Source organism: Singulisphaera chitinilytica (genome assembly GCF_049331405.1).
Taxonomy (GTDB): Bacteria; Planctomycetota; Planctomycetia; order Isosphaerales; family Isosphaeraceae; genus PoT.
The window spans coordinates 8,836,571-8,851,287 of sequence record NZ_CP186274.1 but is presented as its reverse complement, the minus strand read 5'-3'; the positions used below and the strand labels follow the sequence as shown (position 1 = coordinate 8,851,287).

Genomic DNA, 14,717 nt, shown 5'->3' with positions numbered 1-14,717 from the left:
GCGGGCGAACCGGGGTCCGGATCAACGGAAGCCCTTGGCCGCCGCGCCTCCCTGGCCGCCCTGATTGTAGCGGTTCTGGAGTCGCTCGATCTGCCGCAACTGGTTCGTGGAGTTCTGGATCTTCACGTTCTGATCCAGCTCGAGCGATTGATTGGGCGCGGCGTTGGGTGCCGCGCCGCCGGGGCCGCCGGGGGCCGGGGCCTCGGGGAGGGGGACGGCGCCGACGCGGGTCTTGCCCCGGTAGAAGGCGTACTGAGCGGTGTTCTTGCGGGCGACGGCCGTGACCTCGCCCTGCACCCCCTCGGCCACGTAGACGCCCCGGAGGTCGGTCTGCCCCGAGAGGAAGCCCGGGTTATCCGTGCCGATCACCTTGACCTGCACCTTGGGCATCGGGTCCTTGGTCCTGGCATCCCGGACGGTGACGCGGACGCGGCCGGCCTCGGCCTCTTCCATCACCTCGAGCTCGAGCGGCGAGGAGAGCACGATCCCCGAGGCGTACAGGTCGTCGCCACGGATCATGACGAGGTAGGCCCCTTCCTTCTCCAGCGGGAGGTCGATGGACTTGAGCTTGTCCTCGTAGTCTTCCCCCTTGCCCAGCGTGATCTTCTTCTCGAGCAAGGGGGTGATGCCGGCGAGGTCGATCCCGGCGATCCGGTCGAGGGTGCGCTGGGTGAGATAGAGCCGCATGAGGTCGACCGGGTAGACCTTCACGTCGGCCTCGGCGACGTTGCGGTAGCTGAGCGAGACCCCGGCGGTCGGGCGCTCCTTGGGATCCTTGGGGTCGATGGCCCTGAGGCCCCCCACCTTTTCAGCCTTCTCGCCGGTGGCGACGGCCGGCTTGGACTCGGGCCTGACGACGGTGACTTCCGGGAGCTTCAGATCCTTGCGGGTGTAGAAGCGGATCGCCCCGGCGGCGTCGGTGAAGCGGTCGGCCACCTTCTCGTAGTAGCCGAGCGCCTGCCCCGGCCGTCGCCTGGCGTCGAAGATCTGGCCGAGGATGTAGAGGGCCTGCCACTTGTTGGGGCTCGGCTGGTCGACTCCGTTCTCATCCTTGTACGTCGCCTTGTCGATCGCCTCCGCCAGCTCCACCGCGCGGTCGTACTGGCCGAGGTGGAACTGCCCGAGGGCCTCGCTGTACTGGAAGCTGTCGAAGAAGGTGCTCTTGGGGTAGAGCTTGGCGTAGCGTGCCGAGAGCTTGACCACCGACTCGAAGTCCTCCAGCTCCAGGAACGAGCCGACGAGGGCCAGGCTCGCCTCGTCGGCGATCGGCCCGGTCGGGTTCCTGGCGATGAACGACTGCACGAGCATGATCGCCTGGGCGAGCAGCTCCGACCGGGTCACACCGGCGGCCGCCAGCTCCTGGCGGGTGGCCGGGTCGGTCGTGGCGACGGCCGCCCGCTGGCCGAGGACCTGCGAGAGCCCGAAGAAGTCGGCCTCGATCGAGGCGGTGCTCGGGTACTCGCGCCAGATCCCGATCAGGTAGGCGATCGCCTCCAGGGTCTTCCCGCGCTGGCGGAGGGTCTCGCCGACCCGGGCGTCCTCGAGGTAGCTGGCCTCGACGATGCCTCGCCAGACGAGCGCGGCCCGCTCGTGCTCGCCGATGTCGCGGTAGGCCTTGCCGACCACGCGGAGGTCGTCGAACGAGACGACGAGCTCGGGGGCCTTCTCCTTGACGACCTCGAAGTACTGGACCACCTGGCGGGCGTCATACTGCTTGATGTTGATCATCAGGAGCATCCTGGCGGCGTCCTGGATGATGTCGTCGCGGAGCGTGTACCCGCCGAAGAGCGGGGTCAGCGAGGCCGAGGCCTCGGCGAAGCGGCCGGCGTCGAAGTGGGCCTTGCCCCTGGCATAGAGCTCGTCGGGGGTCGCTTTGTACGGGTCCGTGTTCTCCTCGCCCGGCGAGAGGACCTTGAGGCCCCCTTCCTGGCCGAGGTGGCTTCGGCCCGGCTCATAGACGCTCCGAATCGACGGCGGGAGCGCCCGGTACTGGCCGGGCAGGTAGCCGTAGACGTTGTAACTGATCGTCCCCGGCCACTGCTCGGGCGAGAAGTAGAAGCTGAGGACGCCGTCCTCGAGCGAGTAGGAGTCGGCCGAGGAGATGACCGAGCCTTCGATGAGGGTCGTCCCGGCCGGCAGGTGCTCCTCGATCACGAGCGAGTCGCGCTCCCAGGCGGGCTGGCCCGACGGGATGTTGCGATAGGCGTCGATCTGGATCCGGGCCTTGCCGCCGAGCGCGACCTGCGTCGCCTTGTTCTCGAACCCCTGGGCGTTCACCGCCACGCCGAACCCGGTCGGCAGGACCTTGCCGTCGAGGATCGGTTCGGCCGGGAAGTAGGCCCGGCGGCTGATCAGGGCCGAGCGGTTGGCCGGCTCCTGGTCGGGTCCGAAGTCGCGGGTGAAGCCCGAGAGCGTCACCGCGTAGCCGAAGTTGCCCCGGCCCTCGATGTCGAATCGGACCTTGTTCTTGTCGCCCGCCTTGAGGGCCTTGTGCGGGACCAGGATCGCCTGCCCCTCCTTCGCCTTGGCGACGTCGAGCTCGGCGACCTTCGTGTCATTGACCGTCACGACGAGCGTGTAGCGATCCTCGGCCCGCTGCGCCTTGCCGTAGAAGGTCGTCAACGCGGCGAGCGCGGCCCCCTTCGCCTTGTGGGGTGCCCAGCCGATGCCGCTGCGGTGGGCGAGCAGCCAGTCGACCGCTCGCGGCAGGATGGGCGCCTCGGGGCGGGCCCTGGAGACGGCGAGGGTCGCCATCGCCGTGGCCTCGACGGCACCACGCGAGAACGGGATGGGGCTCCGGCCTTCCCAGTAGATCCGGGCCGGGGTCCCCTGCCCGACCTGCTCGGTCTTGGCCCGGCCGATGAGGAGGTCGGCGACCTCATGGGCGAGGGTCGCCCGGTCGAGGTTCAGCAGGCTCAAGGTCAGGTACGCCAGGGCCGAGTCGGACAGGTTCTGGCGGACCCGGTTCAGGCTGTTCGCCTGCTCGAAGGTCGCGTGGCGGCGGGTGCTCAGGGCGTGCAGCAGGACCGCGCGGGTGTCGTGGTCGTTGCCGCCGAGCTTGGCGAACTCGCCTCCGAGGTAGGCGCCGGCCCGCTCGAGGGCGTTGACGTCGGCCAGCAGGCCGCCGTGCTCGGCCGCGGCGAGGGCCCAGACGACGTGGGCCGAGGTGATCCGGTCGCTCGGCGTCGCGCTCTGGGAGCCGATCGCCTTCCGGCCGATGACCCACGACCAGCCGCCGTCGTCGTTCTGGATCGAGGTCAGCTCGGCCACGAGCCCCTGGATCTTCGACGTGAGCCGATGGGCCTCGGAGGGCTCGGCACTCCCGGCGGCCTTGAGGTAGCGGAGGGCCTGCGTGGCCGCGAGGAGGTCGGAGGCCCGGTCCACCGTCGTCGACGGCGGCGGGGGGAAGATGCAGGTGTTGACCCTGGCGTTGAGCGGGAAGAACTCCTGACCGAGGGCCAGCTCGATCAGCATCCGCTTGAGCGTCGGCGAGAGCACGATGAGCATCTCGGGGCTCTCGTAACTCCGGCCGGCGGGGAGGCCGACCATCACGGTCGCGTCGTCACTCGACGCTCCCGAGGCCGAGGCCATCGCCTGCACGCCCCAGGGGCGGATCGGCACCTCGGCGACCAGCTCATCCTTCGACTCGCCCGACTCGGCGGTCAGGGTCAGTCGGACGTTCTCGGCCTCGGGGACCTCGAACGCGTCGAAGAAGACCTCGTCGACGCCGTCGGCCTTGACCTCGACCTCCTTGGGATACACCGTCTCCTTCTCACCCGAGTAGGCGACGAGCTTGAGCGTCACCTTGCCGACGAGCCCCGTGTGGTGGAGCTGGGCGACGAACCGGGGCTTGTCCCCCTGCGTCAGGGAGGCGGGGGCCTTGAGGTCGACGAAGAAGTCCTTGCGGACGACGAGCTCGGCCGTCGACTGGCCCACGAGGGTGTCGGCCCCCGAGGCTCCCCTCGCGTTGAACTGGAAGCGGGAGAGCGAGGCGGGGGCGGGGAAGGTGATCTTCGCCTTGCCCTCCTTGTCGGTCACGATCGACGGGTTCCAGTAGGCCGTCTCGACGAAACGCTGGCGGGGCTGCGATCTCGATTGGCGCTCGAGAGTCCGCTTCCGGAAGTCCGCCGGATGTGTGATGCCATTCGCCACCAGTTCTGGATCCATGATGGACGACGCATCGACGTCCTGGAAGTTGTGGATGGCATCCTCTTCCTTGACGCCTCGGTCGCGGCCCGGCTTTGCGGCGTCCTTCGACTTGGTGTCGAACATCGCCTGACGGCCGCCCGATCGCTTCATCTCGCCCATCTTGCCTTGCATGTCTCCCATCCCGCCCATTCCGGCCATGCCGGGGGCGCCCGCGGCCGTGGCGGGTGCCGGCACGGGTGCCGGGGCGTTCAGGGCCACCTGGCCTTGAAGCTCGGCCAGGGCCGGCAGCCGGCTCTCGGCGTTGGCGGCGAGGGCCCTGGCCTGCTCGGCCTCCTCGACCACGGCCTCGGCGACCTTTGTCGTCGTCGGTACATAGTGGAACGTGTTGGTCGACTCGGTGGCGAAGGCCCCGGTGCGGGTCTGGTCGTAGAAGAAGCTGCCGATCGCCGGGAGCCGGTCGCCGTAGAGCCGCAGGAGCGAGCGGTCCACCAGCGCCAGGGCGATCTCCGCCGAGACGGGCTTGCCGAGCTGGTCCACGGTCGTGACTTCGACCTCGACCTCCTCGCCAGGCTTGACGGTCCCCTTGGTCGGGGTGACGGTGACCTTCAGCTCGCGCTCGACCCGGATATCGAGCTGGGCGTGGTCGAACCGGGTCCCGGTCATCCTCGCGGCGTTGAGCGTGAAGTTGGGGAACTGGGCCCCTTCCACGGCCCAGGCCAGGGAATTATTCCCCTCCTCGAGCGTCACGATCCGGTAGCGGATGATGCTGTCCGCCTCCCAGGTGACGAGCGCCGGGCCGGCCTTCCCTCGGCTATGCAGGTTGACGCTCGCCTCCTCGCCGACCTTGTAAGCCTGGCGTTCGGCGAAGATCCGCAGGCGGGTCTCGTCCTTCGTCCCCGAGATCACCAGCGGGCGCTCGGCGATGACGGGGTTGCCGAAGCGGTCGGTCCCCGAGGCCCGCAGGATATAGCTCCCCCCCTGCTCGTCCTCGACCTTGAGGTCGAGCGAGCCCTTGCCCGTCTTGGCGTCGGTTTTGAGCTCCTTGCGGAGGACCTCACGCTCGGTCACCCGGCCGGCCTGCGAGACCTGCTTGAGGACCGAGACGGTCAGGGCCTCGCCCGACGGATCCCCCTGGGCGGTCGAGGTCGACGCCTTGAGCGAGAACCCCTCGCCGTCGAGGTAGACGCTCCGGTTCGTGTCGAGGTCGATCGAGAAGGCCCGGACCGCCAGGGTGACCCTCGCCACCGCGGCGACGTTGTCCTGAGGGAGCTGGGCGACGATCTGGAGCGACTGCTCCTCGGAGAACCCCTCGGTCGAGAACTCGACCGCGTATTTCCCCTCGGCGTTCGTGGCCGCCTGCTCGACGCGGCCGTCGGGCAAGGTCACGTTGATCGGCCGGTTCGCGACGGGCGCCCCATACTGGTACTTCGCGACGATCTCGGCCCTGATCGTCTCGCCCCGGAAGAAGACCGTGCGCTTCAGGTCGAAGGCGAGGTCGATCGACTCGAGCTGATAGGAGCGGACCTCGAAGTTCCCCGCGAACGTGCTCTTGCCCGGCTGATAGACGCGGACCTGATACGTGCCGACGGGGGCCCCCGAGTCGAGCGGGAGCGTCTCGTGGAAGGTGCCGAAGGCCGAGAGCGTCACCGGCCTGGAGACGATCTGCCGCCCCTTGCTGTCCGAGACCTCGAGCCGGTAGGCGGCCCCTGCCGGGTTCGCGTACTGGCCGTCGGCCACCTCGCGGACGACGCCCCGCAGGGCGACCTCCTGGCCGGGGCGATAGGCCGGGCGATCGGTGTAGATATAAGCGCGGGCCGTGAGCCCCTGCGCCACCTTGTCGGGGACGCCCAGGCCAGAGCCGGCGACGTCGCCGCCGTCGAGCACGAGGTAGCGGAGCTGGCTGCTCCCCTCGCGGGGCTTGTCCCAGGGCTTGAGCAGGACGCCGTCCTCGCCCGTCTTGGACTCGAGGATCACCTTGTCGCCTTCGCAGATGAGTACGCGAGCATTCGCCCGCCCCTTGCCCGTCTTCATGTCCTGGGCGAAGACGAGGACCTGCTCTCGCGAGGCCTTGACGATCGCGTCGAGGTCGGAGCCGAGCACCAGGGTCGTCGCCTGCAAGGTCTTCTCGTCCGTGACCTTCACGACGTAGACGCCCGGGACCTTGAGCGACTCGAGGTCATACTCCTTCTCGATCGGCTTGTACTTGGCGTAGCCGGGGACGGCGGTCGTCCACTCGGCGTCGGGCTGGACGAGCGAGATGTCGAGCGACTCGACCCCGTCGAGGACGTGTTTCTTGCGGAAGTAGGCCTCGGGGTCGAGCTTGTAGGCGGTGAACGTCAGCTTCTCGAGGTTCCTCGACGTGATCTTTAGCTTCGCCTTCTCCCCCGAGCGGAACGTCCGGGTCGTGACGACGGTCAGTGTCTTCGACTCCATCACGGCGATCCGCTGCGCGGCCAGCGAGTGCCAGGGCTCGACGCCGATCTTCCTGAGCCTCTCGATCGCCGCGCCGGGATCCCCCTTCACTTCCTCCTCGATCACGGCGATCTGGAACTGGGCGTGGGCGGCGGGCTCGCTCACGGGGAACTTGCTGAGCAAGGGCTCCCAGGCGGCGATGGCCTTCTCCGGCTCCTTCTCAGTCACGTAGCTTTCGCCGACCTGGTGGAGGACCAGAGGCACGCGGCCGTCGAGCGGGTTCTGCGCCACGAAGGCCTGGTAGGCCGAGCGGGCCTCGGCGAACCGCTTGTGGGAGACGTGGTCGGCGGCGATGAGCAGTTGCGTGTCGAGGATCGAGCGCTGGGCGTCGGCCGACTGCGGGCCGTTGGGGAACTTCGCGAGATACCCCTTCCACGCGGCGATGGCCTCGTCGAAGACCTGCTGCCCCTGGAGGATCTGCGCGATCTGATAGGTCGCGGTCATGGAGAGCTGCGAGAAGTCGCGCCGGGCCTCCTCGGTCTCGAGCCGGAAGCCTTCCTCCTTGAGGAACGACTTGAAGGCCTCGAGGGCCTCCTGGCTCTTGGCCCTGGCGATGAGCGAGGCGCCGATCTCATAGCTGGAGCGGACCGCCTGGGCGTTGGCGGGATAGGCCTCGATGAATCGCCTGAGCGTCGCCGTGCCGAGCGAGAGGCTCGTGTCGTCGGGCGGGGCCGGGATCCCGTAGGTCGCGGCGATCGAGCGGAGGGCCCTGGCCCGGTACTCGTCCTCGGCCGCGGTCCGGGTCCGTTTCGGGGCCCCGAGCTCCCGGGCGAGGTCGCTCCAGGTGGTGCGCGCCTCGAGCGGCTGCCCCATGTTCAACTGGGCCTCGCCCAGATGATAGCGGGCGGCCGCGCGGTCCTCGCCTTTGGGATATTCCTTGATGTACGACTGATAATCCTGCACGGCGCGGGGATGGTTCTGGGCGGCCTGGCTCGCCTTGCCCATCGCGAGCAGCATCCTGGCGCGGAGTGCCTCTCCCTTCGCCAGGGAACGGCCGAGGGTCAGGAGGTCGTAGGCCCCCTGCGGGTCGGCCGGGGTGATCGGGTCGTCGGGCTTGATGAGCTTGCGGGCGAAGGCGTGATAGACCTCGGCGAGCCGGTCCTTGCGATCGCCGGCCAGCAGGGCCTCGGCCTCGACGCGGGCGAGCTCCTCGGCCGGGGCGAAGTGCCCCGCGGCCAGCTCGACCGTCGCGAGTTCGAACCGGAGCTTGCCCGCCCAGATCCCCTTGGGCCTGGCCTTGAGGGCGGCGGTCAGGGTCTCCCTGGCGGCGTCCCCCTTGCGCTCGAGCCTCTGGGCGATCCCCTTGACGAGCGCGAAGTACGAGGCGTCGTCGGGCGACTTCGATTCCTCGGCGAGCTTGGCGAGCTTCGCCTCGGCGTCGGGGAAGCGTTGCTCTTGCAGGGCGGCGACGACCTCGGCCGGCAGGACGGGCGTGGCATGGGCCACCGCGTCACGCGCCGGATTCAGCACCGGGGCGGGGTCGGCCCCCCGGCCCTGGACCGACCAGGCCATGACCGTGAACAGCCCCGCCAGGAATATGCTACGCCTATTAAGGCTTCGGCCGCTTCGAAATATCATCGCTACGATCTCCGACTCGACTCGAATCGTCTGGAGGGTTGGACGAACGCGAAGAGGGGCCCGCACGACTCCCTTTGCATTTAGATGCTACTAGAGGGAGGTGTGATCCCCGGCGTCAATGGAATTCCCGGGGGCCTCGCCCGCCGGCATGCGGCGACCGGGGGGCATGCCCCGATGCGTCCGCCCCAACAACTCCTCAACGTTCCAATCGCATCAGCCTTAGAGAGCCGGGCAGGATTCCGTCCCGCCCCGCCGATCTCGAACGTACGAGCCGACCCCCGAGAAGTGACGACCCGCCGGGGATCGCTTGGAAAAGGGACGTGCGCGAGACCCTCGAAATTCGGAAGGCTTCCCGATCCGCGAGGGGTGTCTGTCCGCAAGAAAATGAGCGATCCGCTCGCTCAGTCGGCCTTCGGCTCCCCGTCGCGACAGTCTGCCCCGGGCCCGCCCTTCGGCGTAACAGGTGATTCCATTTGAACTTTGGCCGTCCGGTGGATGCGATGTGTCGGGCGCCAAAGATTTTTTGTCGTCGACTGGCGTCAATTTCCGTTAGATTACGAGGGCGTGGTGTCTCGGACCTTCGTGGGCGATGCCCCGGGATCCGCCGACGCCTCGCTCATGCGATGATCGCAGACGCCAGATCGTCACCCGGTGCCACGGATGCTCGACGCGATCGAAGGACTGACCTCGTGGCCTCAACGTGTGTGGTCCGCTCTCCGGAATAGGCAGGGCGTTCGGACTCCGCGTTCTCGGCCGCGCAAGCAATACCGGATCGAGGCCCTCGAACCTCGCTGGCTCCTCACCGCCACGGCGTCCTCGCGAGAGGACATGCTCGAGGTCGCGCCTCGCCCCTTGCCGATCGCGTCCACGCCCCCCTCCCCGAATCGGTCCAACCCCTTCGGGAACGCCGACGCCGCCTCGCCGACGGCCCCGATCCAGGGTTTCTGGCTCCCGCCGCACGTGGAGGTCCGGCCCCGGATCATCCCCCTCGACCCGGCCTGGAACGACGCCATCGAGGCGAGGCGGGAGCAATTGCTGGGCAATTCGGGCGGTATGGCCCCCCTCGCGAGTTTGCCGGTCCCGGCCGCGACCGTCGCGGAGAGCAGCCCGATCGTCGACTCGGGGCCTTTGCCCCCCGTCGCGGAGGTCTTCGGCGTCAATCTGGGGGCCGACGCCATCGGCGCCGAGTCGGTCCCGAATCCGAACTCGGGCCTGATCTCGGCGCTCGCCTTCAACGCCAGCCAGGCCGGGCTCTCGGGGACGACTGCCTCGTCGTTGTTCGGCGGCCTCGTGGCGTCGGGCACGACCGGCGCGACGCCCGCGACGCCGGTCTTCGGGCCGCAGCCGGTCGTGAGCCGGCTCGTCGCCGCGGGGAACGCCTGGACGTTCCGCCTGGAGTGGCCCTCCGACACCGCCATCGCGATCCCCTTGCCCGACGTGGCGAGCATGAGGATCCACGACGCCTTCGACGACGGCGACCTCTCCAACTCGTACGAGATCCACCTCGACCCCGGCACTCGCCACCTCGAGATCGGCCTCGCCCCCGAGGACGGGAGCACCACCCTGCCCGAGTCGATGGACCTCTACGACCAGACGGGCCGGCTCTACCCCGCCGACCAGGCGGTCCAGGGCTCGACGCTCGGACCCAGGGCGTACATCTGGAACTTCGCCTCCGGCGGCGCCATGCCGACGGCCCTGTACCTCAAGGTCTCGCTGCCGTCGAGCAACGGGGCGACGCCGCTGGGCTCGAACTCGGGCTCCTCGAACGGATCGCCTTATGTGATTCGGATCGTGCAGAGCCCCTCGGCCTCAGCCTCGTCCGAGACGCCGACGTCGGGCACGGGCACGGACAACGGCTCGAGCCAGACGATCTACGACTACACGGTGGTGCGGACCCCGACCCTCTCGTCTCAGCCCGGCGGCGGCTCGGGCTCGGCGCCCCCGACCGCGATCACGCCCTCGCCGACGCCCTCGCAGGCCGACTCGCCGGACTCGAACTCGTCGTCGGCCGGGCTCGTCTCGATCGTCCTGCCGATCCCGTCGCTGAGCGTGGCGGGCTCCCCCTCGCCGACCCTGGTGCCGGTCGCCAACGGACCCTTGCCCACGCGTTCGACCGCCCCGCTCGGGGGCGTCCTGGCCTCGGGCACCGACCCGGTCCCGCCGGTCGACCCGCACGAGGCCGCGAACGGCGAGGTCGCCCTGGAAGACCCGATCCCCGTCGTCGATGACCTCGCGGTGGCCCCCCCGTTGATCGGCGTTCCGCAAGGGGCCGAGGGGCAGGCCGAGGCCCAGGTCGTCGCGGTCCGAGGTCCCGGCGGATTCCCGCTCCTGGCCACCGCGCTCGTCGCGGGGATGCCCCTGAACCGGGGGCTCGCGCATCCGGGGGGACTCGACGGCACGACCCTGGCGGACGGCGGCCCCGACGGGGCGGGCCTCGATGCAGGATCGCTCGCTCCGTCACTCGGCGCCGAGGTCCAGGGCCGCAAGTCGCCCAGATTCTCGGCGCTCTCGGGGATGACCTGGGCCGTGACCTTCGGCGTGGGCCTCGTCCTCCCCGACCTCGTCGCCGCCTTCCAGTTCAAGACCTACAAGCGGCCCCGCCTCCGCCTCGCGGCCCTCCGGCCCCGGCCGAGGCGTCCCAGCTCCGACGCCTGAGCCCGGGCTTCGAACCTCCGAGGATCCACGTCGACCGCTCCGTGGCGCGTGCCCGGCTCAGGCCGATCGCGGCGTGAATGAGGTCAGGATCGCGCGGAAGGCCCTGCGCCCGAGGGCCTTGACCCGTTCCCCTTGCTCGGGGTGGAGCGGCAGGTAGCGGAGCGATTCGAGGGCGACCTGCACGACGATCTCGGGGCGATCCCCCGCCCAGACGGCGGCCTGCTCGAGGTCGGCGAACCCCTGGTTCCAGCGGTTCAGGGCGAAGTTGGCCCGGGATCGGCCGAGGAAGGCGACGGGGTTCTCGGGGTCTCGCGAGAGGACGAGGCTCCAGTCGCGGACGGCCCCGGCCGGGTCGCCGAGCGCCATCAGGGCCTTTGCCCGCGAGGGTCTGACGAACTCGCCGCCGCCGAGCATCAGGGCCCGATTCAGGTCGGCGAGGGCCTGGCGCGGGTTGCCCGCCGTGAGGTTGAGGCTCCCCTTCAGTTCCCAGAGCTTGGCGCTATCCGGCTGGATCTCGAGCCCCGCGTGGGTGTCGGCCAGGGCCTCCTGGATCTCCCCCCGGTAGCGCCTGACCCGCGCTCGGACGAGGTGGGTCTGCGCCGAGAGCGGGCTGAGGGCCACGGCGCGATTGGCCTCGCGGACGGCCCCGGGGTCTCCCAACGCGGCGAGGAGGATCGCACGGTTCTGGAGGGCCCTGAGCGCGGCGGCCCCCGTGCCGTTCGCGTCGGGCCCGAGCAGCTCGACGGCCGCTCGCATCCCGCTGCGGAGCCCCTTGCCCCGGATCGGCAGGTTCTCGATGTCCTCGGGGCGGTCGATCCGGAGCTCGCGGACCTTCCCCAGGGCGAAGAGGGTGCGGGTCCAGAGCCGTTCGTGGCTGGGGATCGGCTCGATCCGCAGGGCGGCCAATGCGTCGGCCTCGGCCTCGGCCGGCTTGCCCAGGACCAGCCGGACCATCGCCCGGCTGGCGAGGGCCTGCGCCCGGAACGAGTCCTCGCGGCCGGTCGTCTGCAGCAGGAGCTCGTCGAGGTCGGCCTCGGCGGCCTCGGCCTGCCCTTGCCGCATCTGGAGCAAGGCCCGCCCCTGCCTCGCCTGGGTATCCGCCGGGTTGTCCTCGAGCAGCGACGTGTATTCTCGCATCGCCGTGCCGATCTGCCCCGAGTCGGCGTCGATCTGGGCCAGATTGAGGCGGGCGAGGCTGGCGTCGGGCGAGCTGGAGTCGGCGATGACCTCGTTATAGTCCTCGCGGGCGCCCTGGTAATTCCCCATGAACTGCCGGACGAACCCGCGGGCGAACTTGGCCCGGCGCTCCTCCGGCTTGCCCTTGAACCCCTTGATGGCGATGTCCAGCTCGGCGATCGCCGACGTCCAGTTCCGCTGGTCGCGGTGGAGGAGCCCGAGGTTGAAGTGGATCCAGGGGGACGGGTTGTCGAGCGCCACGGCCGCCTCGTAGTGCGTCCGCGCCTCGTCATGGAGCTGAGCCGTGTGGGCCGCGTAGCCGAGGTAGAACTGATGCCAGTAGTCGTGCGGCTCGACCAGGACCGAGCGCCGGAACCAGTAGAGGGCCTGGTCCGACCTGCGCTCGTATTGCTTGAGGTAGCCCCACATGAAGCAGGCGAGGGCCCATTCCTGATCCTTCTTCGTCCTCCTCGCCTCCGCCTCGTCCTCCGCCAGCGCCCGATCCTCCGACCCCTCGCCCTTCTTCTTCTCCTTCTGCTCCTGTTCCGGATCCAGGACGACCAGGGCGGCCTCGGACTCGCGGCCGAGGGATTTGAGGAGCAGGTTGGCGAGGGCCTGCCAGGAGCCCTTGTACTCCGCGAAGTCGAGGGCCTTCCTGCAGACGGCGAGGGCGTCCTCGACGTGCGTCTTGTCGCCCGCGTTCCCCCGGGCGACCGCCCAGAGGAACAGCAACTCGTTCGCCTCCTTGACGAGCCGCAGCCGCTGCTCCTCGCTCAGCAGCGTGGCGACCTCGGGGAGTTTGGTCCAGTTCTCGTTCTGGAGGATGTAGAAGCGGCCCATCAGCTTCTTGACGTCGGCGAAGGCGGCGGCCGGGTCCCCCACGAGGCCGCTCAGGCGATAACGGAGCGGGTCCGCCTCCTTGAAGAATGCGATGGCGGCGTCGCGCGCCATCTTCACCTCGTTGGCCTTACGCCAACCCTCTCGGGCCTTGCGGTGGAGATCCCGCAGGGAGGACTTGGTGGTGATCTTCGAAGCGGCGTCGAATCCGCTCAGGGCGTCTTCGAATTTGCCGTCGCGGTAATTCGCCTCCGCGACGCTGATGATCTTGTCCGCGCCCTCGTACTCCGAGAGCCGAGACTCGTAGTCCCGATAGGTCACCGTCGCCGCGATGAGGACGGCCAGGACGACCGGGAGGGCCATCGCCAGCGAGCGCCTGTTGCGCCTGGCCCAGCGGACGGCCCTGCTGGTGAGCGGTTCCTTGGTGGACCTCAGGGGGCGGTCGTCGGCGACGGCCTGGAGGTCGTGCGCGAGCTGCGCCGCGGAGGCGAAGCGATCCTTCGGATCCGGGGCGAGGCAGCGGCGGACGACCGCCTCCAGCGGCACGGGGACCTCGGGGTGCGACTCGCGGAGCCAGGGGGCCTCGACCCGACGCTCGTCGGCCGCCTTCAGGAGTAGCTCGGCCGCCGACCTCGCTCCTCTCGGGGTCGTGAAGGGGCGCTCCCCCATCAGCGCCTCGTACAGGACGACCCCGAGCCCGTAGACGTCGGACCTGGCGTCGACCCGATCCGAGAGCCCGTCGGCGAGGGCCTCGAGGTGCTCGGGGGCCATGTAGTCGAGCGTGCCGCCGAGCGTGTCGGAGCCCCGCTCGGCCTCGTCGATCAGCGACTCCTTGGCGAGGTTGAAGTCGAGGAGCATCGGCATCCCGTCGCCCGTGACCAGCACGTTCGAGGGCTTGATGTCGCGGTGCAGGACCCCGCGCTCATGGGCGTGGTCGAGGGCCTCGGCCATCCGGGCTCCCCACCAGGCGATCGCCTGGGCATACGTCCGCCAGGCGAGCGCCGCGCGGCCGGCTCCGTGGGCGATCTCGGGGCTCTCGGCCGGCTCGAGGCGGTCGAGCGCATCGACGAGGTCCGCGCCGTGGCGGGCGACCTGCACCTTGGGGTCGGCCAGGATCTGGGCGAGCGTGACCCGGCCGAAGTAGGGCATGCAGAGCAGGTGCAGGCCCGTCGCCGGGTCGGTTCGGGTCGAGTGGACCGGCACGATGTGCGTGTGCTGGAGCCTGGCGAGGGTCTGCGGCTCCCTCGACCCGTTGCGCGCGACCTTGAGCGCGACCGGCCGGTCGGCGAGCTGGCGTTCCTCGGCGCGGAAGACCCGGGCGAAGGCCCCCCGGCCGAGCTCCTCGACGAGGTGGAAACCCGCGATCGTCTGCCCGGCCTCCGGGAACGGGATCTGGGGCGTCGCGACGGCGTGCGAGATCGTCGTCTGGCCGGTGCCGACGAGCCCGTGGATGTCGAGGACGCGGCGGAGCTGCGAGGCCACGTCGGGGTAGCGCGCGAAGTAGTCGGCCGGGTCGGGCTCCTCCCCGTCCTCCTCGCGGAGGCAGAACTCCTCGTAGATGAGCGCGACGAGGCTCTCGCTCTCGAGGTCGGGGTAGTGCTCGCGATACCAGGAGGCGTCGACCGCCTCGCCGGCCTCTCGGCGCAGGGCGAGGTCGGCCCGGAGCAGCGCGAGGCGGGCGCCCGGGCTCTCGATCGAGGAGCCGCTGAGGAAGTCATCGGGCGTGGGGTGCCTGCCCGTGCCGCCCCCTTCCGCGTCACGCCAGGCCACCTCGAACCGGCGAACGAGCTGGATGGCGGCGGGTGACGAGGCGTCATCCCAGGTCCGACCCGAGGTGGAGACGCTCATCC

At 69.8% G+C, this 14,717-nt stretch carries 3 protein-coding genes; 1 reads left to right on the top strand and 2 read right to left on the bottom strand.

Annotation, left to right across the window (positions count from 1 at the left end; genetic code table 11):
- Positions 1 to 21: 21 nt before the first annotated feature.
- Positions 22 to 8,199 (bottom strand): MG2 domain-containing protein, encoded by an 8,178-nt coding sequence (locus ACOYYX_RS34500; RefSeq protein WP_422927196.1) that lies wholly within the window; start codon positions 8,197 to 8,199, stop codon positions 22 to 24.
- Positions 8,200 to 9,027: 828 nt separating this feature from the next.
- Between ACOYYX_RS34500 and ACOYYX_RS34495 the strand changes: the two genes are divergently transcribed.
- Positions 9,028 to 10,854: a hypothetical protein gene (locus ACOYYX_RS34495; RefSeq protein WP_422927195.1), complete on the top strand. Its 1,827-nt coding sequence runs from the start codon at positions 9,028 to 9,030 to the stop codon at positions 10,852 to 10,854.
- Positions 10,855 to 10,911: 57 nt separating this feature from the next.
- On the opposite strand, the gene ACOYYX_RS34490 is transcribed toward ACOYYX_RS34495, so the two are convergent.
- Positions 10,912 to 14,715, bottom strand: coding sequence for a protein kinase domain-containing protein (locus tag ACOYYX_RS34490; RefSeq protein ID WP_422927194.1), 3,804 nt, complete (start codon positions 14,713 to 14,715; stop codon positions 10,912 to 10,914).
- Positions 14,716 to 14,717: the final 2 nt, after the last annotated feature.